At 71.2% G+C, this 20,950-nt stretch carries 19 protein-coding genes; 13 read left to right on the forward strand and 6 right to left on the reverse strand.

From position 1 onward, the window contains the following. Positions 1 to 75 precede the first annotated feature (75 nt). Genes AB0M43_RS16120 through AB0M43_RS16130 form a run of 3 tightly spaced genes read left to right on the forward strand, consistent with a single transcriptional unit; the run spans position 76 to position 3,366 of the window. Positions 76 to 1,014: an SAM-dependent methyltransferase gene (locus AB0M43_RS16120; protein WP_363725220.1), complete on the forward strand. Its 939-nt coding sequence runs from the start codon at positions 76 to 78 to the stop codon at positions 1,012 to 1,014. Further along, on the forward strand, positions 1,011 to 2,144 hold the full coding sequence (locus AB0M43_RS16125; protein WP_363725222.1) for an NADH-quinone oxidoreductase subunit D: 1,134 nt from the start codon (positions 1,011 to 1,013) through the stop codon (positions 2,142 to 2,144). Before AB0M43_RS16120 ends, AB0M43_RS16125 begins: the two co-directional genes overlap by 4 nt. After that, positions 2,134 to 3,366 (forward strand): threonine/serine exporter family protein, encoded by a 1,233-nt coding sequence (locus AB0M43_RS16130; protein WP_363725223.1) that lies wholly within the window; start codon positions 2,134 to 2,136, stop codon positions 3,364 to 3,366. The genes AB0M43_RS16125 and AB0M43_RS16130 overlap by 11 nt, the downstream gene beginning before the upstream one ends. Here AB0M43_RS16130 and AB0M43_RS16135 read toward each other — a convergent pair. Beyond that, positions 3,363 to 5,186: a hypothetical protein gene (locus tag AB0M43_RS16135; RefSeq protein WP_363725225.1), complete on the reverse strand. Its 1,824-nt coding sequence runs from the start codon at positions 5,184 to 5,186 to the stop codon at positions 3,363 to 3,365. The genes AB0M43_RS16130 and AB0M43_RS16135 overlap by 4 nt on opposite strands. A gap of 273 nt (positions 5,187 to 5,459) precedes the next feature. On the opposite strand from AB0M43_RS16135, the gene AB0M43_RS16140 reads away from it, so the two are divergent. The 4 genes from AB0M43_RS16140 (at position 5,460) to AB0M43_RS16155 (ending at position 10,656) form a co-directional block, all read left to right on the forward strand. Continuing rightward, complete coding sequence (locus AB0M43_RS16140) at positions 5,460 to 6,605, forward strand: sensor histidine kinase (protein ID WP_363725227.1); 1,146 nt, start codon at positions 5,460 to 5,462, stop codon at positions 6,603 to 6,605. Then, positions 6,602 to 7,285 carry a response regulator transcription factor gene (locus tag AB0M43_RS16145; protein WP_363725229.1) on the forward strand — a complete coding sequence of 228 codons (684 nt, stop codon included), beginning with the start codon at positions 6,602 to 6,604 and terminating at the stop codon, positions 7,283 to 7,285. The genes AB0M43_RS16140 and AB0M43_RS16145 overlap by 4 nt, the downstream gene beginning before the upstream one ends. Positions 7,286 to 7,393: 108 nt before the next feature. Beyond that, complete coding sequence (locus AB0M43_RS16150; RefSeq protein WP_363725231.1) at positions 7,394 to 8,140, forward strand: ABC transporter ATP-binding protein; 747 nt, start codon at positions 7,394 to 7,396, stop codon at positions 8,138 to 8,140. Further along, entirely contained in the window at positions 8,140 to 10,656 is a 2,517-nt protein-coding gene (locus AB0M43_RS16155; protein WP_363725232.1) for an FtsX-like permease family protein, read from the forward strand. Before AB0M43_RS16150 ends, AB0M43_RS16155 begins: the two co-directional genes overlap by 1 nt. A 179-nt stretch (positions 10,657 to 10,835) precedes the next feature. Here the strand turns inward: AB0M43_RS16155 and AB0M43_RS16160 are convergent, their stop codons facing one another. From AB0M43_RS16160 to AB0M43_RS16175, 4 genes are all read right to left on the reverse strand, one after another. Continuing rightward, entirely contained in the window at positions 10,836 to 11,711 is an 876-nt protein-coding gene (locus AB0M43_RS16160) for a septum formation family protein (protein WP_363725233.1), read from the reverse strand. A 78-nt stretch (positions 11,712 to 11,789) separates the two neighbouring features. Then, positions 11,790 to 12,185, reverse strand: a complete 396-nt coding sequence (gene panD / locus AB0M43_RS16165; protein ID WP_363725235.1) for an aspartate 1-decarboxylase — start codon at positions 12,183 to 12,185, stop codon at positions 11,790 to 11,792. Further along, the gene (gene panC / locus AB0M43_RS16170) at positions 12,185 to 12,991 is read right to left on the reverse strand and encodes a pantoate--beta-alanine ligase (RefSeq protein WP_363725236.1); all 807 of its coding nucleotides are present in this window, start codon (positions 12,989 to 12,991) and stop codon (positions 12,185 to 12,187) included. The genes panD and panC overlap by 1 nt, the downstream gene beginning before the upstream one ends. Next, positions 12,988 to 13,860 carry a DUF2520 domain-containing protein gene (locus AB0M43_RS16175; RefSeq protein WP_363725238.1) on the reverse strand — a complete coding sequence of 291 codons (873 nt, stop codon included), beginning with the start codon at positions 13,858 to 13,860 and terminating at the stop codon, positions 12,988 to 12,990. The genes panC and AB0M43_RS16175 overlap by 4 nt, the downstream gene beginning before the upstream one ends. Before the next feature lie 187 nt (positions 13,861 to 14,047). Between AB0M43_RS16175 and AB0M43_RS16180 the strand changes: the two genes are divergently transcribed. The 4 genes from AB0M43_RS16180 to AB0M43_RS16195 are packed head-to-tail and all read left to right on the forward strand — an operon-like array spanning position 14,048 to position 18,199. After that, positions 14,048 to 14,920 carry a septum formation family protein gene (locus AB0M43_RS16180; protein ID WP_363725240.1) on the forward strand — a complete coding sequence of 291 codons (873 nt, stop codon included), beginning with the start codon at positions 14,048 to 14,050 and terminating at the stop codon, positions 14,918 to 14,920. A gap of 45 nt (positions 14,921 to 14,965) precedes the next feature. Then, on the forward strand, positions 14,966 to 16,552 hold the full coding sequence (locus AB0M43_RS16185) for an L-aspartate oxidase (RefSeq protein WP_363725242.1): 1,587 nt from the start codon (positions 14,966 to 14,968) through the stop codon (positions 16,550 to 16,552). Between the two features lie 46 nt (positions 16,553 to 16,598). After that, entirely contained in the window at positions 16,599 to 17,429 is an 831-nt protein-coding gene (gene nadC, locus AB0M43_RS16190) for a carboxylating nicotinate-nucleotide diphosphorylase (RefSeq protein WP_363725243.1), read from the forward strand. 5 nt (positions 17,430 to 17,434) lie between these two features. After that, complete coding sequence (locus AB0M43_RS16195; RefSeq protein ID WP_363725245.1) at positions 17,435 to 18,199, forward strand: type III pantothenate kinase; 765 nt, start codon at positions 17,435 to 17,437, stop codon at positions 18,197 to 18,199. Here the strand turns inward: AB0M43_RS16195 and AB0M43_RS16200 are convergent. Continuing rightward, complete coding sequence (locus AB0M43_RS16200) at positions 18,196 to 18,873, reverse strand: class I SAM-dependent methyltransferase (protein WP_363725247.1); 678 nt, start codon at positions 18,871 to 18,873, stop codon at positions 18,196 to 18,198. The genes AB0M43_RS16195 and AB0M43_RS16200 overlap by 4 nt on opposite strands. 91 nt (positions 18,874 to 18,964) lie before the next feature. Between AB0M43_RS16200 and lysS the strand changes: the two genes are divergently transcribed. Both lysS and AB0M43_RS16210 read left to right on the forward strand, forming a co-directional pair. Then, complete coding sequence (gene lysS / locus AB0M43_RS16205) at positions 18,965 to 20,467, forward strand: lysine--tRNA ligase (RefSeq protein ID WP_363725249.1); 1,503 nt, start codon at positions 18,965 to 18,967, stop codon at positions 20,465 to 20,467. Positions 20,468 to 20,547: 80 nt separating this feature from the next. Continuing rightward, complete coding sequence (locus tag AB0M43_RS16210) at positions 20,548 to 20,904, forward strand: Lsr2 family protein (RefSeq protein ID WP_197005886.1); 357 nt, start codon at positions 20,548 to 20,550, stop codon at positions 20,902 to 20,904. Positions 20,905 to 20,950: the final 46 nt, after the last annotated feature.

Genomic DNA, 20,950 nt, shown 5'->3' on the forward strand with positions numbered 1-20,950 from the left:
TAGTTTTCAGGGGCATCCTTCTGGGGATGACAGGGGTGCCACAACCCAGACGACACACGCACCGCGGGGGCCACAATGCCGGTCAGCACTTGGCGCGAGGCCATGGAACGGGCCCTCTACGGGCCGGACGGCTTCTTCGTCCGCGAGGCCCCGGCGAGCCAGTTCCGGACCAGCGTGCACGCGTCCTCGCAGCTCAGTGCCGCGATCGCGACCGTGGTGCGCCGGGTCGACGCGGCCCTCGGGCACCCGGAGACCTTCGACATCGTGGACATCGGCGCGGGGCGGGGCGAGCTGCTGGAGACGCTGCGGGCGGAGTTGGCCGACGCGCGGTTCCGGTACACGGCCGTGGAGATCGCGGAACGGCCGGCCGGGATCTCCGCCGACATCGGCTGGGTGCGCGAGATGCCGAAGGGCACCACGGGGCTGATCGTGGCGACCGAGTGGCTCGACAACGTGCCCGTCGACGTGGTGAGCCGCGACGAGGCCGGCGTGCCCCGGCTGCTGCTCACCGACGGCACCCTCGGCCCGGCCGCCGACCGGGAGACCGCCGACTGGCTGCGCGCCTGGTGGCCGGAGTTCGAGCAGGCCGAGGCGGGGCTGACCCGGGACCGGGCCTGGCAGGAGGCGGTGGCCGACCACACCGGGCTCGCGCTCGCCGTGGACTACGGCCACACCAGAGATCAACGGCCCTTCTTCGGTACGTTGACCGGGTACCGCGCCGGCCGGCAGGTCCCGCCCGACCCCGACGGCGGCACGGACATCACGGCCCACGTGGCGATGGACTCGCTGAGTACCGGGAACTCCGTCCTGGTCTCCCAACGCGAGGCGCTGCGCACTCTCGGCGTGACCGGCACCCGCCCCCCGTTGTCCCTCGCCAGCACCGACCCGCGCGCCTACCTCCGGGCGCTGGTCGCCGCGACCGAGGCCAACGAGCTGACCGACCCGGGCGGACTCGGCGGACACTGGTGGCTGTTCGAGGGCAGGGGCGTGGACGTGGCACGATGCTTCCCATGACCGAGTTGACCGTGGGCGTGGGAGCTGGACTCGACACCGCCGACATGGTGCTGAACATCGGACCGCAGCACCCGTCGACCCACGGCGTGCTCCGGCTCAAGCTGACCGTCGACGGCGAACGGGTCGTGACCTGCGAACCCATCATCGGGTACATGCACCGGGGCGCGGAGAAACTGTTCGAGGTCCGCGACTACCGGCAGATCATCGTCCTCGCCAACCGGCACGACTGGCTGTCCGCGTTCGCCAACGAGCTGGGCGTCGCGCTCGCCGTCGAACGGCTGATGGGCATCGAGGTCCCCGAACGCGCCACCTGGCTGCGCACCGCGCTCGCCGAGCTGAACCGGGTGCTCAACCACCTGATGTTCCTCGGCTCGTACCCCCTCGAAATCGGCGCCATCACGCCCGTGTTCTACGCCTTCCGGGAACGCGAGAAGCTCCAGGCGATCATGGAGGAGGCGGCCGGCGGCCGGATGCACTTCATGTTCAACCGGGTCGGCGGCATCAAGGAAGAGGTGCCGGCCGGCTGGACCCGCCGGGCCCGCGAGGCCATCGCCGACGTCCGCAAGGGCATGAAGGACATCGACGTCCTGATCCGGCGCAACGAGATCTTCATGGCCCGCACCAAGGGCGTCGGGGTGCTCACCGCCGAGGCCGCCGCCGGGTACGGGGCGTCCGGGCCGGTCGCGCGGGCCAGCGGGCTCGACTTCGACCTGCGCCGCGACGAGCCCTACCTCGCGTACGGCGAGCTCGACGTGCCCGTGGTCACCCGGCAGTCCGGCGACTGCCACGCCCGGTTCGAGTGCATGCTCGACCAGGTCTACGTCTCCCTCGACCTCGCCGAGCAGTGCCTCGACAAGGTGGACACCATCCAGGGGCCGGTCAACACCCGGCTGCCCAAGGTCGTCAAGGCCCCGGAGGGGCACACCTACGTGTGGACCGAGAGCCCGCTCGGCCTCAACGGGTACTACCTCGTGTCGCGCGGCGAGAAGACACCGTGGCGGATGAAGCTGCGCACCGCGTCGTACTCCAACGTGCAGGCGCTGGCCACCCTCCTGCCCGGCTGCCTCATCCCCGACCTCGTCGCCATCCTCGGCTCGATGTTCTTCGTCGTGGGCGATATTGACAAGTAACCCGGCCAGCCTGCTCACCTTCCTCCGGAAGCTGGGCGTGGCCCTGTGCGACGCGGGCGACCCGGTGAACCAGACCACCGAGCGACTGCAGAAGATCGCCGACGCGTACGGGGCCGAGGACGTCCGGTTCTTCGTCCTGCCCACCGGCGTGTTCATCCGCGACCACGAGGCCGTCGACTTCTCCGAGGCCACCGGCACCGGACTGCGCCTCGACCAGATCAGCGCCCTGTACGAGCTGGTCGGGCTCGCGTCCACCGCCCGGATCACCCCCGCCGAGGGCAGCACCCGGCTCGACGCGCTGCTCGGCTCCCCGCCCCGGTTCGGCACTGCCGCCACGCTGCTCGGGCACGTCGCCTTCTCCGTCGGCCTCGGACTGCTCCTCGAACCGACCTGGCGCTCGCTCGTCGCCTACGTCGTGCTCGGCCTCGGCGTCGGGCTGCTCGGCCTCGTCGCCCGGCGGAGCCGCTCGCTGTCCCTGGCGCTGCCCGTGCTCGCGAGCCTGCTGGTCACGGCCGTCGCGTACCAGGTGGCGGCGCCGCTGCTCGGGGACACCGCCCTGCGGGTACTCATCCCGCCGCTCGTGTCCTTCCTGCCCGGCGCGACCCTGACCATGGCCACCGTCGAGCTCGCCTCCGGCGCGATGATCTCCGGCTCGACCCGCCTCGTGTACGGCATCAGCCGGCTGCTCCTGCTCACCTTCGGCGTGGCCGCCGGCACCCAGCTCGCCGGGGCGCACAACGCCGACGTGACCCTGATCCCCGCGCTCGGCCCGTGGACCCCCTGGCTCGGCGTGGCCGTCTTCGGCGTCGGCGTGTACCTGTACTTCTCCGCCCCCGCGAAGTCCCTGCTCTGGCTGATGGGGATGCTCTACCTCGCGTACGTGGCGCAGTTCCTCGGCACGCTGCTGATCGGGGCGCTGTTCAGCGGGTTCGTCGGCGCGCTCGTGATGACCGTCGTGTCCTACTGGCTCCAGCGGATCCCCGGGGCGCCGCCCGCCCAGGTGCTCTTCCTGCCCGCCTTCTGGCTGATGGTGCCGGGGGCGGTCGGGCTGCTCAGCCTCAACGAGCTGGCCACGGACGTGCCGATCGGGGCCAGCGACGCGATCGGTGGGCTGTGGTCGTTCATCTCCATCGCGTTGGGGATGTTGGTGGGGTCGAGTCTGGGGCGGTACTCGATCACCGACCTGGTGCCGGCGGCCTACCGGCAGCGCTCCGCGCGCTAGCGCCAGCGTTCCTCGCGCGGGTAGTCCTCCTGCGGGGGCTGCCAGCCGCGTTCGGCGCTGCGGCGGCGGGGCTCCTCCTCGGTGTACCGGGCCCGGTAGCCGCTGTCGTCGTAGTCGCGCGGCGGGCTCCAGCCGGACTCGGTGCGCTCGTCGCCACCGGATTCCTGCGCGCGCCAGCCCGATGCCTGGTCGTCCCGGTCGGGGCTGGCGGCCCGACGGCCCGACCGCTCGGCCGGTTGCCGGGTGGCCCGCTCGGGCTCGGCCGGCTCCTGGCGGATCGAGGCCCACCGGTCGGCGACCCGCAGCTCCTGGCCGTACTCGTCCGTGCGCAGTTCCGCGCGCCGTTCGCCCATCCGGACCTCGCCGCCGCGCTCGTCGGAGCGCACCTCGGCCCAGGACTCGCCGGCCGAGCGGGTGGAGCCCGGCGCGTCCTGCGAGCGCAGGTCCGCCCACGGGTCGTTGCCGCGCGGGAGGGCGGGCAGGCTGGCGGAGAAGCTGGGCTCGTCGTCGGGCTCGGCCCGGCGGGCGGCCCGGCGGTTGCGGGTCGGGCCGTCCATCTCGAACCGGCCGGGCTCGGGCTCGGGCCGGCGCACGTCGAGTTCGGCGCGGCGCGGCTCCGGCTCGGCGCGGCGCGGCTCGGGTTCGGCCCGGCGGGGCTCCGACCCGCGCAGCTCCGCGCGGATGTCGGACCCGCGCAGATCCGGCTCGGCACGGCGCGACTCCGGCTCGACACGGCGCGGCTCGGGTTCGGCCCGGCGCGGCTCGGGTTCCGCACGACGTGATTCGGGTTCCGCGCGGCGGGGCTCCGGCTCGGCCCGGCGCGGCGGCGCGGGCTCCGCCCGGCGGGCACCGGCGTCCGACCACGAGGGCTCCCGGGGCTCCGGCTCGTACCGGGCGGGCTCGGCCTCGTACCGGTCCGGCTCGGCACGGCGCGGCGCGAACCCGGAACTGCTGTCGAACCCGGACTCGTAGCGGGGCGCCGCCTCGGCCCGGCGCGGCTCGTACTGGGAGACAGACGTGGAGTCGTCGTACCGGCGCGGCTCGGACCGGACCGGCGGCGGGCTCGGCGGCTGCCAGGCGCGGGCCGGGGCCTCCTCGGCGGGCCGGGCCCGGTTCTCCTCGACGGGCCGCGCGCGGCTCTCCTCCGCGGGCCGGGCGCGCACGGGCGCCGGCTCGGGCTCCCAGCGCGGGCGCTCCTCCTCGACCCGGCGGCCGTACTCGGCGGGGCGGGCCGGCTCTGCCGCCGGACGCGGGCCGAGCACGGTCGACGGCTCGATCCGGCTGGTCTCCAGGGCCGGCCGGGCGCCGTACTCGGTACCCTCCGGCTGCGCGGCGCGCCCCTCGGTCCACCGGGGTTCGGGCTCGGGCCGGCGGGGTGCCTCGTCGGCGGGGGTATAAGGAGTGGCCCGGCCGTGCGGGTGGTCAGCGGTGAGCGTGGTCTGGCGGGTGGTGACCTGCACGGTCTCCGTGTGGTGCACGAGCCCGGACGCCTGCGGTACCGGCACGGAGGCGGTCGCGGTCACCGGACCGGGCTGCGGCCGGCCGCCCCGGAGCGCGTCGACCTCCCCGCGCAGGGTCTGCACCTCGCGGAGCAGCGCGGCGTGGGTGGCCTTCGCGGCGGTCCGGATGTCGTCGCGGACGTCCTCCCGGAGCAGCTCCAGCTCCTCGACGAGCGTCGCCTCCATCTCGGCGGTCACCCCGCCGGTGTCCCGACGCAGGGTGATGGACAACCCGATGAGAACGATCGAGAGGATGGCGAGAGCGGCGGCGACTCGAAGTGGGCCCCCGCCCTGGCTGAGCAGCAGGAGAGCGGCTGCCACAGGAGCCAGACCCACCCCGATCCAGAACAGGATCGTGGGTAGACCGCCGCTCAGACGCCCCTGTTGGGTGTCCGAGGCTGGCATGGTTGCAGACAGTACCGATTGTTTCAGTTTTTCGAAATAGGGAGGCGCCACGAAGTCCCACCACTTTCCCCTGCACCCGGCTCGTCGTCTTCCTCCCTCCACCGCATAACGAGGGTCATCCTCAGGGATGACGGGCTGATCAGCCTGGCGACGGCCGTCGAGCCCCCCGGACGTCGTTACGCTCGGTACGTGCCCCGTACCTACTTCGGCCTCCCGCTGCGCAGCGCGCTCTTCGACGCCGCGGTGGTACTCAGCGCGCTCTTCCTGTGCGTGGCCAGCCTGGGTACCGGGGACTTCTGGCCGCTCCCGTTCGTACTCGGCGTCACGATGTCCCTGGCCCTGCTCTTCCGCCGCCGGTACGCGACGGTCGCCTGCACCGTGGTCGCCCTGCTGGCCCTGCTCCAGACCGTGATGAACTGGCAGGTCCTCCCGCACGACGCGGTGGTCCTGGTCGCCGGGTACAGCGTGGTCAAGTACTCGAAAAGGCTCTGGGAGGGTTTCGCGGCCGGCGCGGCCCTGGTCGTCGGGGTGTTCCTCGCGGCGGACCAGATGGGCAGCAGCTGGGAGGAGAAGGGCGGCATGGTCATCATGCTGGGCTCCCTCGTCGTCGGGGTGTGGTTCGCCGGCCTCAACGCCCGCAACCGCCGGCTGTACGTGGTGAGCCTGGAGGACCGGGCCGAGACCCTGGAGCGCGAGCAGGCCCACCTGGCCCGGATCGCGGTGGGCGAGGAGCGCAACCGGATCGCCCGGGAGCTGCACGACATCGTCGCGCACAGCCTGGCGGTGATGATCGTGCAGGCCGACGGCGCGCGGTACGTGCTCGACGCGAACCCGGAGAAGGCCCGCGAGGCCATGCTGACCATCGGCGACACCGGCCGGGAGTCGCTGGAGGAGATGCGCCGCCTCGTCGGGGTGCTCCGCGAGGCGCCCGACGACGACCGCAATGTGGTGGTGCTCAACCAGGTCGGCACGCTGGTCGAGCGCTCCGAGGCCGCCGGCCTGACGATCGAGATGACCCAGCTGGGTACGCCGCGGCCGCTGTCCCAGGCGCTGGAGCTGACCGCGTACCGGATCGTGCAGGAGGCCCTGACCAACACGCTCAAGCACGCCGGGGCCGGCACCCGGGTCACCCTGACCTTCGAGTGGCTGCCGCACACCCTGAACATCTCGATCATCGACGACGGGGCCGGCCAGGTGCCCCGGGCGGTGGGCTCCGGCGGCCACGGCCTGGTCGGCATGCGGGAGCGCGCGATGTTGTACGGCGGCGAGCTGATCGCCAAGCCCCGGCTGGTCGGCGGCTTCGAGGTCATCGCGACGTTACCCTTACGGCCATGACCGAGCGGAGCGCCGAGTACATGATCAGGGTCTTTCTCGTGGACGACCAGTCGCTGGTGCGCGCCGGGTTCCGGATGGTCCTGGAGGCGCAGCCGGACATGACGGTCGTCGGCGAGGCCGGGGACGGGGCCGACGCGCTCCGCCAGCTGGCCACGGTCGAGGCCGACCTCGTGGTGATGGACATCCGGATGCCGGTGCTCGACGGCGTGTCGGCCACCGCCCGCCTGACCGCCATCCCGAACGGCCCGAAGGTCCTGGTGCTCACGACCTTCGACACGGACGAGGACGCGTTCGCGGCGCTGCGGGCCGGGGCCAGCGGCTTCCTGCTCAAGAGCGTGCCGCCCGAGGACCTGCTCGCGGCGATCCGGGTGGTGGCCGGCGGGGACGCCGTCGTCGCGCCGAGGGTGACCCGCAAGCTGCTCGACCGGTTCGCCGGCCAGCTCGGCCCGCAGAGCGGCTCGGACGACTCCAAGGTGAAGCTCCTCACCGACCGGGAGCACGAGGTGCTGCTGCTGGTGGCCCAGGGCCTGTCGAACCAGGAGATCGCGGAGCGGCTGTTCGTGGCGGAGGCGACCGTCAAGACGCACATCGGGCGGATCCTCACCAAGCTGGAGCTGCGCGACCGGGTGCAGGCCGTCATCCTGGCCTACGAGTCGGGCCTGGTGAAGCCGACCCGCTAGTAATCCTCAGGTCGTAGGGATCTGCCCCTAGGGCGCGACCGGCGGTGGACCCGAGGTCCCGTTCACGGGTGGACGCACACCCGCCGGCGCGCGCCTAGCGTTTGGCGCATGACCAACAACGCAGCAGCCGTGGCCGCCATCGGCCTGAGCAAGCAGTACGGAGTGGGCGAGGCCGCCGTCGTCGCGCTGGACGCCGTGAGCCTGGAGTTCGGCGCGGGCCAGTTCACCGCGATCATGGGGCCGTCCGGTTCCGGCAAGTCGACGCTGATGCACTGCCTCGCGGGCCTGGACCGGCCGAGCGCGGGCACGGTGCGGATCGGCGACGCCGACGTCACCCGGCTCGACGACAAGAAGCTCACGCTGCTGCGCCGCGACCACGTCGGTTTCGTGTTCCAGAAGTTCAACCTGCTCCCGGCGCTGACCGCCGCGGAGAACATCATGCTGCCGATCTCCATCGCGGGCGGCAAGGCCGACGCGAAGTGGTTCTCCCAGGTCGTCGCGGCGGTCGGGATCGCCGACCGGCTGGGCCACCGGCCGAGCGAGCTGTCCGGCGGCCAGCAGCAGCGGGTGGCGGTGGCCCGGGCGCTGATCACGAAGCCGCTGGTCATCTTCGCCGACGAGCCGACCGGCAACCTGGACTCCCGGTCCGGGGCCGAGGTGCTCCGGCTGCTCCGCGAGGCCGTGGACACCCTGGGCCAGACGGTCATCATGGTCACGCACGACCCGATGGCCGCGTCCTCCGCCGACCGGGTGGTCTTCCTGGCCGACGGCCGGCTGGTCTCGGAGCTGTACGGGCCGACGCCCGAGCGCATCCTCGACGTCATGGGCAACCTCGACAAGGCGGGCGCGCGCTGATGTTCAAGCTCACCCTCAAGTCGCTGCGCGCGAACTCGGTCCGGCTGATCCTGTCCTCCCTCGCCATCGTGCTGGGCGTGGCGTTCATCGCCGGTACGTTCGTGTTCACCGACGGACTCAAGCAGGCCTCGTACGACAAGGTCGGCAAGCTCGACCAGAAGACCAGCGTCGGCGTGGAGCTGTCCGAGACCGCCTTCCGGACCTCCGCCGGCAACCCCGACGCCGGCAAGGCCGACCCGCCGGGCTTCGACCAGGCCACCCTCGACAAGGTGCGGGGGCTGTCCGGGGTCGCCGTGGCCGAGGGCGTGGTGCGGACCACGGGCGGCCTGACCGGTACCAACGGAAAGCCCGTCCGGGGTTATCCGATCTTCACCAGCGTCCCGACCAGCAAGGACCTCCAGTCCTACACCGTGACGGCCGGGCACCTGTCGGAGAAGTCCGGCGAGCTCACCATCGACCACAACACGTTCGCGAAGCAGGGCTTCAAGCTCGGCGACACCGTGACGGCCGCCGGCGAGAACGGCGTGGGCCGGAAGATGACGCTGGTCGGCGTCGTGGACGTCTCGGGCACCGCGCTCGACTACGGCGGGGCGTTCCTCGGGGTCACCCCGGCCGACGCGCTGGCGATGAGCGGCCTGACGAAGTACACCGGAATGATCATCGCGGCGAAGCCCGGTGTCGCCGACGAGGCCCTGGCCAAGGAGGTGAAGCAGGCGGTCGGCCCCACGGGGGACGTGAAGACCCGCCAGGAACTGCTCGACGCGGGTTTAGCGCAGATCGTGCAGAACGTCGAGCAGTTCAACATTGTGCTGCTCACGTTCGGCGCGATCTCGGCATTCGTCGCGGCCTTCGTGATCGCCAACACCTTCACGATCGTCCTCGCGCAGCGTGCCCGGCAGACCGCGCTGCTCCGGCTCGTCGGTGCCACCCGCGGGCAGGCGTTCCGGTCCGTGGTGCTCGAATCGGCGGTGGTGGGCTTCGTGGCCTCGATTGCCGGCATCCTGGCCGGCCTGGGCATCGCGGCGGGCATGCAGACGGTACTGAGAAAGCTCGACTTCCCGATGGAGGGCGGCCTCGTCCTCACCTGGAAGACCATCGTGATCTCCCTGGTGATCGGCACGGGCATCACGGTCTTCTCGGCCCTGGTTCCCGCGTGGCGGGGCACCCGGGTGCCGCCGGTCGCGGCGCTGTCGGACTCCGCGGTGGAGACCGCCCGTAAGGTCGGCAAGATCAGACTGGTACTCGGCGCGGTCGCCCTCGCGGCCGGCGTGGCCTGCCTGTTCGGCGCGGGGATGCTCGGCAGTTTCCTGTTCGTCGGCGCGGGCGGCGTACTCAGCTTCACGGGGATCGTGATGTTCGGCCCGGTCCTGGTGCCGTTCCTGGTCCGGGTGCTCGGCTGGCCGCTGCGCAAGCTGTTCGGCGCGACCGCCACGCTGGCGATCTCCAACGCGGTGCGCAACCCGCGCCGGATCGCGGCCACCTCGGTGGCGCTGGTGATCGGGATCGGCCTGGTGTCCGCGTTCCAGGTCGGCGGCGAGAGCGTCAAGGCGGGGATCGGCTCCCAGATCGACCGGAAGATCGGCGCGGACTTCATGTTCCGGTCCGGCTCCGGGCAGATCTCCCAGGAGCTGGTCGACAAGCTGCGCAAGCTGCCCGAGCTGGGCACCGTCTCGGAGCCTCGGCAGGCCGTCGACGAGGCCTCGGACCTGCGGATCCGGTCCACCCAGCCGCTGTACGCGCTGAACGACGGCGAGAAGGCCGTCGACGGCGACCCGTCGAAGCTGACGGAGGGCAAGGCCGTCGCGACGGTGCCCACCGGGCTGAAGGTCGGCGACAAGGTCAGCGTCAAGGGCAGGTCGTTCCAGGTCACCAGCGTCGTCAAGCAGGGCGACGTGGACAAGAAGCCGAACACCACGAAGCAGATCTCGATCATGGACTCCGACTTCACGGCGCTGTACCCGACGTACCGGCCCTACGGGCTGGAGGCCTCCACGGCCACCGGGTTCAGCACGGCCAAGGCCATGGACGCCGCGTACACGGTGCTGGAGGACTACCCGACCGTGGAGGTGATGGACCGGGCCGCGTACAAGGCGGAGCTCACGTCCACGGTCGACACCATGCTCGCGTTCGTCACGGCGATGCTCGGCCTGGCCGTGGTGATCTCCCTGATCGGCGTCGCGAACACCCTGACCCTGTCGGTGGTGGAACGGACCCGGGAGAACGGCGTCCTGCGCGCCGTCGGCCTGACCCGGGGCAAGCTGCGCGGCATGCTCGCCGTGGAGGCGATCCTGATGGCCCTGGTGGGCGCGCTGCTCGGCGTGGCCCTGGGGACAGCCGTGAGCGCCGGGGCCATGAACATGATCAACAGTCTGGGCGGTGACTTCGCGGTCACGGTGCCCTGGGGGAAGCTGTCGATCATCCTCGGTGTCGCGGCCGCGGCGGCCCTGGCCGCCTCGGTGTTCCCCGCCCGGCGGGCCGTGGGCCGGCCGGTGGTGGAGTCGCTCGCGACGGAGTGACTCGGCCGTGAGGTGGTGGAGGCCCGGTTCCCCGTGGGGGTGGGACCGGGCCTCCGCCATGGCCCGGGTCGGCCGCGCTGGGCCGGGTGCCACGCCGGGCCGGATGCCCCGCCGGGCCGGATGCCGCGCTGGGCCGGATGTCGCCGGGCCGAGTGCCGCGACGGCCGAGTCAGCGCTGCTCAGGCCAGGGGAAGGGCCTGCTCCCCGATTCCCTGCACCGTCCCGGTGAAATGCCGCCCACCGGTCGGCACGACCAGGCACCGCAGCGTCAGCAACCCGTGCTTGACCCCGTCCATCTGCGGCCCCAGCCACAACACGGTCACGTCCTTCGACGTCTTCGTGCTGGGCCAGCCCAGATAGTCCATCGCGGTCTTCTCGCACGCGCTCACCGCGGCGGTCTGCAGCTCGGTGGCCGAAGTCGGCAGCGCGCCGGGGTCGAGCTTCGCCAGCCCGGCGAACTCCCCGCCGTGCGGCCCGTCGCAGTTGGGCAGGTAGTCGACGTCCTGGACGTTCGAGCCCTCGTAGCGGGGTTCGACGCAGCCGAAGAGCAGCGGGCCGGGCTGGGCGAGAACACCCTTGAGCAGGCCGGTACGCGGGACGAACGTGCGGACCAGATAACTGCGGGACTCGGCGAGTACGCAGGTCAGCCAGCGCTTCATGGTGCCGTTCGCCGTCTTGTCCTCGGTGTACATCTCGACCTCGAGCCGCCCGGTCTGCCGGTGCGCCCCGAGGTAGCCCTCCGCCTCCCGCTCGCACCGGTCGTACCCCGTGGTCAGCATCGTGTCCCGGCCGGCCGTCCCGTCGGTCTCCCCGACGAAGAAGGTCTCGAACTCGTGCGAGGCCGAGCAGTCGACGAGTTTGCGCCCGAGGGTGGACTGCGGGAAGCCGTTCTGGGCGGGCGCGCTGGTGGAGTTCCAGCACTCGCCGACCTTGTCGCCGGCCGCGAGCGGGTCCTTCGTCGCCGCGCCGCCGCCCGGGAGGAGCGCGCAGCCGCTGAGGGTGAGGGAGGCGACGGCGAGGGCCGCCCCCAGGAATGAACCCCGTGAATACCCCATGACGGGGCAGCCTACGGAAGTTCCCGGCGGCGGCCATTCGGCCGAACGGTCACACAGAACGGGCCGGCTGGCCCGGCCTCACACCAGGCGTACGCCCGGGTTCGCGACGGTCGGATCGGTGCCCAGCTCGATGACCTGGTTGCGCTCGTTGACGTGCACGACGCGCGGAAGATAGGACTTGGCCTCGGACTCGTCCATCTGTCCATAAGAGATGATGATCACAAGATCATCCGGGTGTACGAGGTGCGCCGCCGCCCCGTTGATCCCGATCACGCCGGACCCGCGCTCGCCGGGGATCACGTACGTCTCCAGCCGGGCCCCGTTCGTGACGTCCACGATCGCGACCTGCTCGCCGGGGATCAGGTCGGCGGCGTCCAGCAGATCCTCGTCGATGGTGACGGAGCCGACATAGTGCAGGTCGGCCTGCGTCACCGTGGCGCGGTGGATCTTCGACTTGAGCATCGTACGCAGCATCACTGCACCTCCACGGGCGCGTTGTCGATCAGGCGGGTGGTACCGACCCGGGCGGCGACCAGCAGGCGCGCCGGCCCGGTGCCGACCGGACCCAGGAGCGGGTCGGTCAGCGCAAGGTAGTCGAGGTCGACATCCTTGAGTTCGTTGCCGGCGGCCGCGAGGATCTCCTCGGCGGTACCGGAGGGGCACGCACGCAGCGCGCGGGACAGCGACAGGGCCCGGTCCCGCTCGGCCGGGGACAGGAACCGGTTCCGGCTGGACAGGGCCAGGCCGTCGGGTTCGCGCACCGTGGGCACGCCGACGATCTCCACACCCATGTCCAGGTCGCGGACCATCTGCCGGATGAGGGCCAGCTGCTGGTAGTCCTTCTCGCCGAAGTACGCGCGGTCGGCGGCGGTGAGCCGGAGCAGCTTGTGCACGACCGTGAGCATCCCGGAGAAGTGGCCGGGGCGGCTCGCGCCGTCGAGGATGTCGCCGGTCGGACCCGGGTCGATCCGCACCGACGGGGTCACCGGGTAGATGACGTCCACGGTGGGGGTGAAGACCGCGTCCACGCCCTCGGCCCGGCACAGGTCGAGGTCCGCGTCCAGGGTGCGCGGATACCGGTCGAGGTCCTCCGCCGGCCCGAACTGCAACGGGTTCACGAAGATGGTCGCGAGCACGTGGTCGTTCGCGGACCGGGCGGCGCGCAGCAGCGAGGCGTGCCCCGGGTGCAGCGCGCCCATGGTCATCACCACGCCGACCCGGCCGGTGAACGTGGCCCGGGCGGCGGCGAGCCCCGCCCGGTCGGCGACGACGAGGGTCACGACCGCACCGCCAGTACCCCCAGAAGTTCTTCCGCGTCGACGGCCTTGAGCCGCCCGCCCGCGATGGCCCGGTCGGCGGTCCGGCGGGCCAGGGCCACATACGCGGCGACCGAGTCCGGCGCGTGCGCCGCCAGGGCCGTCAGGTGGGTGGCCACCGTGCCCGCGTCGCCCCGGACCACCGGCCCGGTCAGCGCCGCGTCGCCGAGCCGCAGGGTGTTGTCGAGCGCGGCGGACAGCAGCGGGCCGAGCATCCGCTCGGGGTGGGTCACCCCGGAGCCGCGCAGCAGGTCCATCGCCTCGTTGACCAGCGTGACCAGGTGGTTGGAGCCGTGCACGAGCGCCGCGTGGTACAGCGGCCGATCGGCCTCGGTGACGAACTCCGGCTCGCCGCCCAGCTCCAGCACCAGCGCCTCGGCCACGAACCGCAGCTCCTCCGGGGCGGTGATCCCCCAGGAGATGCCGTCGAGCCGGTCGAGGTCCTCGGGCCGGTTCGTGAACGTCATCACCGGGTGCAGCGCGAGGGGGAGCGCGCGCCGGCGGGCGGCCGGGGCGAGCACGTCCAGGCCGTGGGTGCCGGCGGTGTGCGCGACGATCTGGCCGGCGGGGAACTCCAGCGCCTCGACGAGCTTGGGAAGAACATCGTCGGGTACCGCCAGGAGCGTCAGATCGACGCCGGTGACGACCTCGCCGGGGGTCAGGATCTGTGCGGAGGGCAACAGCCGCTCGACGCGGGCCCGGGACGCCGAGGACACCGCGGAGGCGGCGACCACGCGGTGACCGGCGCGTTCCAGTGCCGCCCCGAGGACGGCGCCGACCCGGCCAGCCCCGACTATGCCGACCCGGAGGCGGCCAGGGCGTTCTACGTTCATGTCGCGATCCAGTCCTGGTTGGGGTACCGGTCGACGCAAGTATGCGTCCTGGTTCCGGCGGCTGGGGAGGGCTTGTGGCGTATCGCACCCGGGGCCGGCGGTGTCGCGCGCCGGGGCCGGCCGGGTCGTGCTCCGGGCGCGGAAGTGGGCTGCGGAGGCGGCGCGCGGCACCGTAGGCTCTCGCGCCGTGAAGCCCAGAACCGTTGTCCTCCTCGTCGTCTCCGGTGTTCTCCTATTATGTGGCGGTTTCGCCGCCCTGGGGGGACTGCTCAACAGCGGGTTGCTCGGCGGTGGCGGCATCGGTGCGAGCAGCAGGATCACCCCGGTGGCGGGGGACTGCCGGCGCGCCGGCACCGGGCCCGCGACCGGCACGAACGGCTTCCCCGACACCTACGCGGCCGGCCGGGTGAAGTGCTCCGGCCCACACGAGATCGAGACGGTCTACGTCGGGGTGTACGCCTCCACCTGGACCGAGGAGGTGGGCACGAAGGAGACCATGGAGATCTGCACCTCCCGCGCCGAGGAGTACCTGGGCGGGAAGCGGCAGGCCGGGCGGATCGAGATGACCTACTACCTGGAGGAGGGCAGCGGCCGGCGCTGGTTCACCTGCGACCTGGCGGAGGTCGGGAGCTCGGCGGGCAAGAAGCTGGTCACCCGGAGCGCCTCCCTGCGCGGCTCCCTCGCCGGGTCCGCCCCGATGACGATCGGCTGCGCGAACTCGACCACCGACGACTTCGTCTACCTGGCGGACTGCGGCACCGCGCACAACGCCGAGTTCGCGGGCCTCTACGCCATGCCGGCCGACGCCGCCCCGGCCGACGAGGACGCCCTCGCCACCGCGGTCACCGCCGGCTGCGAGAAGGTGGTCAGGGACTACCTGGGCTGGGACGAGCGCCGATACGGCGACTCCCAGTTGATCGAGCTCTCCTACTGGGGCGCGTCGCACGCGGACCTGGCCGGCGACCGTACCTTCCAGTGCTATGTGACCACTCTTGATCACCACAGGTTCACGGCCAGTGTCAAGGGCCTCGGCGACGGGCGGCCCCCGCTGGCCGGTTAGACCCCCGGTCCGTCCTTCGCCCGACTGGTGGCGTTCACTGTGTGCATGCACAGACTGCAGGCCCCCGAGCCCGGCTGGGTGGAGACGACCGACGTCCTGGTCGTCGGGACGGGCATCGCCGGACTGACCGTGGCCCTGCAGCTCCGCGAGGCGGGCCACCACGTCACCGTGGTCACGAAGGTCAACATCGACGACGGTTCGACCCGCTGGGCGCAGGGCGGGATCGCCGCCGTGCTCGACCCGCTGGACACCCCGGAGGCCCACGCGCTCGACACCCAGGTCGCCGGGGTCGGGCTGTGCGACCCGGCGGCCGTGCGGGTCCTCACCGAGGAGGGCCCGGCCCGGGTCAAGGAGCTGATCCGGTTCGGCGCCCAGTTCGACCGGCACCCGGACGGGTCGCTGATGCTGACCCGGGAGGGCGGCCACCACGCCGACCGGATCGTGCACGCCGGGGGCGACGCGACCGGGGCCGAGGTCCAGCGGGCGCTGCACCGGGCGGTCCGCCGCGACCCGTGGATCCGGCTCGTCGAGCACGCCCTCGTCCTGGACCTGCTGAAGGACGCCCAGGGCCGGGCGTGCGGCATCACGCTGCACGTCCTCGGCGAGGGCACCGAGGACGGGGTCGGCGCGATCCTGGCCCGGGCCGTCGTCCTCGCGACCGGCGGCCTCGGCCAGATCTTCAGCGTCACCACCAACCCCGAGGTGTCCACGGGCGACGGGGTGGCCGTCGCGCTGCGGGCCGGCGCGACCGTCACGGACCTGGAGTTCGTGCAGTTCCACCCCACTTCCCTCTACCTTCCCGGCTCGCGCGCCCAGCAGCCCCTGGTCAGCGAGGCCCTGCGCGGCGCGGGCGCGTACCTGCGCGACGGCGCGGGCGCCCGCTTCATGGTCGGCCAGCACGAACTCAACGAGCTGGCCCCGCGCGACATCGTCGCCAAGGCCATCACCCGGGTGATGCACGCCGAGGGCGCCGACCACGTCTGGCTGGACGCGAAGCACGTCGACCGCCTGCCGGAGCGGTTCCCGACCATCACCGCGTACTGCCGCGAGGCCGGCATCGAGCCCACCACGGACCTGATCCCGGTCGCCCCGGCCGCGCACTACGCCTCGGGCGGCGTGCGCACCGACCTGCACGGCCGCACCAGCATCCCGGGCCTGTACGCCTGCGGCGAGGTCGCCTGCACCGGCGTGCACGGCGCGAACCGGCTGGCCTCCAACTCCCTGCTGGAGGGCCTGGTGTTCGCCAAGCGGATCGCGGCCGACATCGCCGCCGACCTGCCCCCGCAGTCCGACCCGGTGTTCGGGGGCGCGGAGGAGAAGGTCGTCGACGAGAGCGTCAAGGGCGAGCTCCAGCGCGCGATGACCCGGCACGCGGGCGTGCTGCGCAGCGAGGAGTCGCTGGCCAGCGCCAGCGCGACCGTCCAGGAACTGTCCGGGCGGGCCGGCCGGCCGCGTAACGTGACCTGGGAGGCGACGAACCTGCTCACCGTCGCGTCCGGTCTGCTGCGGGCCGCCACGGAGCGCAAGGAGACCCGGGGGTGCCACTGGCGCGAGGACTTCCCGGACGCGCGGCCCGAGTACCTCGGACATGTGCTGTTGGGGTTGAACTCCTCGACCTGGGAAGCGCTGTGACCGGTGCCGCTGGTGGTGCCGTGCGAAATCAACGGGAGGCGTTGTTGTGAGGGCTGACATCGACCGCGTGATCGCGACCGCGCTGGCGGAGGACCTCGGGCCCGCGGGGCTCGACGTGACCTCCGCGGCCACGATCCCCGCCGACCAGACCGACGTGGCCGAGCTGGTCGCCCGGGCCGACGGCGTCGTCGCCGGGCTGGAGGTGGCCGTCGCGGTGTTCCAGGCGGTCGGCCCCGTCGAGGTCGAGCTGCACGTCGCCGAGGGTGACCGGGTACCGGCGGGCACGGTGCTCGCCACCCTCACCGGCCCGACCCGCGCCCTGCTGACCGCCGAGCGGACCGCGCTGAACCTGCTCTGCCGGATGTCCGGGGTGGCCACCCACACCCGGGCCTGGGCGGACGCCCTGATCGGTACGAAGTGCGTCGTGCTCGACACCCGCAAGACCACCCCGGGCCTGCGCGCCCTGGAGAAGTACGCGGTCCGGGTCGGCGGCGGCTCGAACAAGCGGATGGGCCTGTACGACGTGGCCATGATCAAGGACAACCACAAGCTGGCCGCCGGCTCGGTCACCGAGGCGTACCGACGGGTGCGCGAACAGTTCCCCGACGTGTCGGTACAGGTGGAGGTCACCACGCTCGCCGAGGCCGTGGAGGCCGTCGACGCGGGCGCGACGTTCCTGCTGCTGGACAACATGACCCCGGAGCGGATCCGCGAGGTGGTCGACGCGGTGGGCGGTCGGGCCGAGTTGGAGGCCACCGGCAACCTCACGCTCGATAGAGTGCGCCCGTACGCCGAGACCGGCGTGGACTACCTGTCGGTCGGGGCGCTCACCCACTCCTCGCCCATCATGGACATCGCACTCGATCTGCGGAGGTAAACACCATGCTGCTCGCCATCGATGTGGGGAACACCAACACGGTCCTCGCCACGTTCGACGGTGACCGGCTGGTGCACTCCTGGCGGATCAAGACGGACTCGCGGTCCACCGCCGACGAGCTGGCCCTGGTCTACCGGGGCCTGCTCGCCACCGACTCGGTCCAGGTCACCGGCGTGGTCGCCTGCTCCTCGGTGCCCCAGGCCCTGCGCGAACTCCGCTGGATGCTCGACCGGCACTTCGGCGGGGTACCCGCCGTCGTCGTCGAGCCCGGGGTGCGCACCGGCGTGCCGTTGTCCATCGACAACCCGAAGGAGGTCGGCTCCGACCGGGTGGTCAACACGCTGGCCGCGTACCAGCTGTACGGCGGCCCCTCGATCGTGGTCGACTTCGGCACGGCGACGAACTTCGACGTGGTCGGCCCGAAGGGCGAGTTCATGGGCGGCGCCTTCGCCCCCGGCATCGAGATCTCGATCGACGCCCTCGCCGCGCGGGCCGCCCAGCTCCGCAAGGTGGAGCCGGTCCGCCCCCGGTCGGTGATCGGCAAGAACACGGTCGAGTGCCTACAGTCCGGCCTGGTGTACGGATTCGCCGCGCAGGTCGACGGCATGATCAGCCGGATGGTCGCCGAACTGGGCGGCTCCGTCACCGCCGTGATCGCCACCGGCGGACTGGCGCCCGTGGTGATCGAGGAGTGCGAGACGGTCACCCACCACGAGCCCTCGTTGACCCTGATCGGACTCCGGATGGTCTGGGAACGCACGAACCGCTAGCGCGGCAGCCTGCGGGTACGCAACGCCACGGTGATGTACGGCAGCTCGAACGGTTCCTCGAGCCCGGTCGTCAGGTCGCGGAGCTCGGCCTCCACCTCGGCCTGCCGCTCGGGGGTCGCGGTCAGGTAGTACGACCGGCTGCGGGTCAGGGTGACCAGGGTGTCGGTGGTGTGGTGCACGGAATGCCGGAACGTGGCCCGCTCGGCCTCGTGGAAGTGCTGGCCGAAGCCCGGCTGCGGCGCGTGGAACACCCGCTGCGCCTCGGATTCGGCGATCTTCGAGATGGTCGCGACCCAGTCCACGGACTCGTCGCGGATGTTCCAGATCGGACCGAAGATCCCTCCACTTCGGAGGACCCGGGCGATCTCGGGATGCGCCTCGTCGGGCCGGAACCAGTGGTACGCCTGCGCCGCCACCACCGCGTCCACAGAGGCGTCGGGTAAGGGGATGCGTTCGGCGCTGCCGTCGAGGGCGGTGATCCCGGCCCCGATCCGGGAGCGCATCGCGGCGTCCGGTTCGACGGCGATGACCTCGTGACCAGCGTTGGCCAGCACACGGCTGAAGATGCCGGTACCCGCGCCGAGGTCCACGACCTTCAACGGTGTCGGGCCGAGGAGCCAGGCCGCGGCCTCGGTCGGGTAGGAGGGGCGGATCCGGTCATAGAGATCTGCCACCGGCCCGAAGGATCTGGCCTGGCGTGACAAGTCGAAGGCGTCCATCGGAGGCGAACCTATACCCTTTGTTGCATACAAGAAAGGTGTTGCCGTGACCAAGCCCGTCCAACAGCCAGACAACGATGACCTGCCGGAGCAGTTGCGGATTCGTCACGAGAAGCGAGCCAAGCTGCTCGCTGACGGTATCGAGCCGTATCCGGTGAGTTTCCCACGGACCACGACCCTGGCCAAGTTGAAGGCGCTCTATCCCGACCTGCCGCCCGACACGGCGGCCGGCGAGCGTGCCTCGGTCACGGGCCGGGTGATCTTCGTGCGGAACACCGGCAAGTTGTGCTTCGCCACGCTCCGCGACGGCGACGGCACCGAGCTGCAGGCGATGTTGTCCCTGGACAAGGTCGGTGCGGACGCGCTCGAGCAGTGGAAGCGCATGGTGGACCTCGGCGACCTGGTCGGTGTCGAGGGCGACGTCGCGACGAGCCGGCGCGGCGAGTTGTCGATCATGGTCGAGCGGTTCGTGATCACCGCGAAGTCGCTCCGCCCGCTGCCGGTCGCGCACAAGCCGATGGGTGAAGAGACGCGGATCCGACAGCGCTATGTCGACCTGATCGTCCGCCCGCAGGCCCGCGAGGTCGTCCGGGTCCGCTCCGGCGTGGTCCGGTCGCTCCGGGAGTTCCTCCAGGGGCGCGACTTCGTCGAGGTCGAGACGCCGATGCTCCAGCAGATGCACGGCGGGGCGACGGCGCGGCCGTTCAAGACCCACTCGAACGCGCTGGACATTGACCTTTATCTACGGATCGCCCCTGAGCTGTACCTGAAGCGGTGTGTGGTCGGCGGAATCGACCGGGTCTTCGAGATCAACAGAAACTTCCGTAATGAAGGTTCGGACTCCACTCATTCACCTGAGTTTGCGATGCTGGAAGCCTACGAGGCATACGGCGATTACAACACCATGGCAGAGCTGACCAGGGAATTCGTCCAGAACGCCGCGTACTCCGTATTCGGTAGTCACGTCGTGACACATCATGACGGTACCGAACACGATCTCGGCGGGGATTGGCGGGAAATCACGCTTTTCGGCTCGCTATCCGAGGCGCTGGGCACCGAGGTCACGATCCGCACTCCCTATCCGGAGTTGGTGAAGTTCGCCGAAGCCCACGACCTGGCCGTGGATCCCAAGTGGGGCCCCGGAAAGCTGGCCGAGGAGCTCTTCGAGGAGTTGGTCGTCCCGGGGCTCGTCGCGCCGACTTTCGTGCGTGATTACCCGGAGGAGACGAGCCCCCTCACCCGTGCGCACCGTACCGAGCCGGGCCTCACGGAGAAGTGGGATTTGTACGTACAAGGGTTCGAATTGGGTACAGCGTATTCGGAGCTCGTGGACCCCGTAGTCCAGCGCGAAAGACTGGTCGCCCAGGCGCTCCTCGGAGCCAAGGGAGACGACGAGGCCATGCAACTCGACGAGGACTTTCTCCGGGCCATGGAGTATGGAATGCCGCCCATGGGTGGTATGGGGATGGGTATTGACAGACTGCTGATGGCTCTGACCGGTCTCGGCATCCGGGAGACCATCCTCTTCCCCATGGTTAAGCCAGAGTAAAGGAATAGTGCCGACGGCTTTTCTTTTCCCGTACCGTGGGCTATCTTTCTTTTAATTTGTTGGGAAAGAAGGGGAAAACCGTGGCACAGAAGGTGCACGTGGTCCTCGTCGATGACCTCGACTCGGGTCCAGCCGACGAGACGGTGAGCTTCGGCCTTGATGGGGCCAGCTACATCATCGACTTGTCCAGTGAAAACGCAAAGGTGCTTCGCGAGTCCTTGGCGAAGTACATCACCGCTGGTCGTCGGCAGCGCGCCGGCGCCGGCCGTCCTGCCACCCGGCAGGTCACCACTGGTGCCCGGACCAGTGGTGCGAATGACCGTGAGCAGAACAAGGCCATTCGTGACTGGGCCGTGCGTAACGGCCACAAGGTCTCCAGTCGTGGGCGTATCTCCCAGGACATCGTCGACCTGTACAACGCGCAGGCCGGCCGCTGATCTTCGCGTTACCGCCTGGCCCGACCCCTGGTACCCGGGGTCGGGC

Origin of the sequence: Longispora sp. NPDC051575 (assembly GCF_040681875.1) — a bacterium.
GTDB lineage: Bacteria > Actinomycetota > Actinomycetes > Mycobacteriales > Micromonosporaceae > Longispora.

Bases quoted from the DNA above. Each gene is read 5' to 3' on its own strand.
- AB0M43_RS16120 (WP_363725220.1), top strand. From the start codon at position 76: ATGCCGGTCAGCACTTGGCGCGAGGCCATGGAACGGGCCCTCTACGGG.
- AB0M43_RS16125 (WP_363725222.1), top strand. From the start codon at position 1,011: ATGACCGAGTTGACCGTGGGCGTGGGAGCTGGACTCGACACCGCCGAC.
- AB0M43_RS16145 (WP_363725229.1), top strand. From the start codon at position 6,602: ATGACCGAGCGGAGCGCCGAGTACATGATCAGGGTCTTTCTCGTGGAC.
- AB0M43_RS16150 (WP_363725231.1), top strand. From the start codon at position 7,394: ATGACCAACAACGCAGCAGCCGTGGCCGCCATCGGCCTGAGCAAGCAG.
- AB0M43_RS16155 (WP_363725232.1), top strand. From the start codon at position 8,140: ATGTTCAAGCTCACCCTCAAGTCGCTGCGCGCGAACTCGGTCCGGCTG.
- AB0M43_RS16160 (WP_363725233.1), bottom strand. From the start codon at position 11,711: ATGGGGTATTCACGGGGTTCATTCCTGGGGGCGGCCCTCGCCGTCGCC.
- panD (WP_363725235.1), bottom strand. From the start codon at position 12,185: ATGCTGCGTACGATGCTCAAGTCGAAGATCCACCGCGCCACGGTGACG.
- AB0M43_RS16175 (WP_363725238.1), bottom strand. From the start codon at position 13,860: ATGAACGTAGAACGCCCTGGCCGCCTCCGGGTCGGCATAGTCGGGGCT.
- AB0M43_RS16185 (WP_363725242.1), top strand. From the start codon at position 14,966: ATGCACAGACTGCAGGCCCCCGAGCCCGGCTGGGTGGAGACGACCGAC.
- AB0M43_RS16195 (WP_363725245.1), top strand. From the start codon at position 17,435: ATGCTGCTCGCCATCGATGTGGGGAACACCAACACGGTCCTCGCCACG.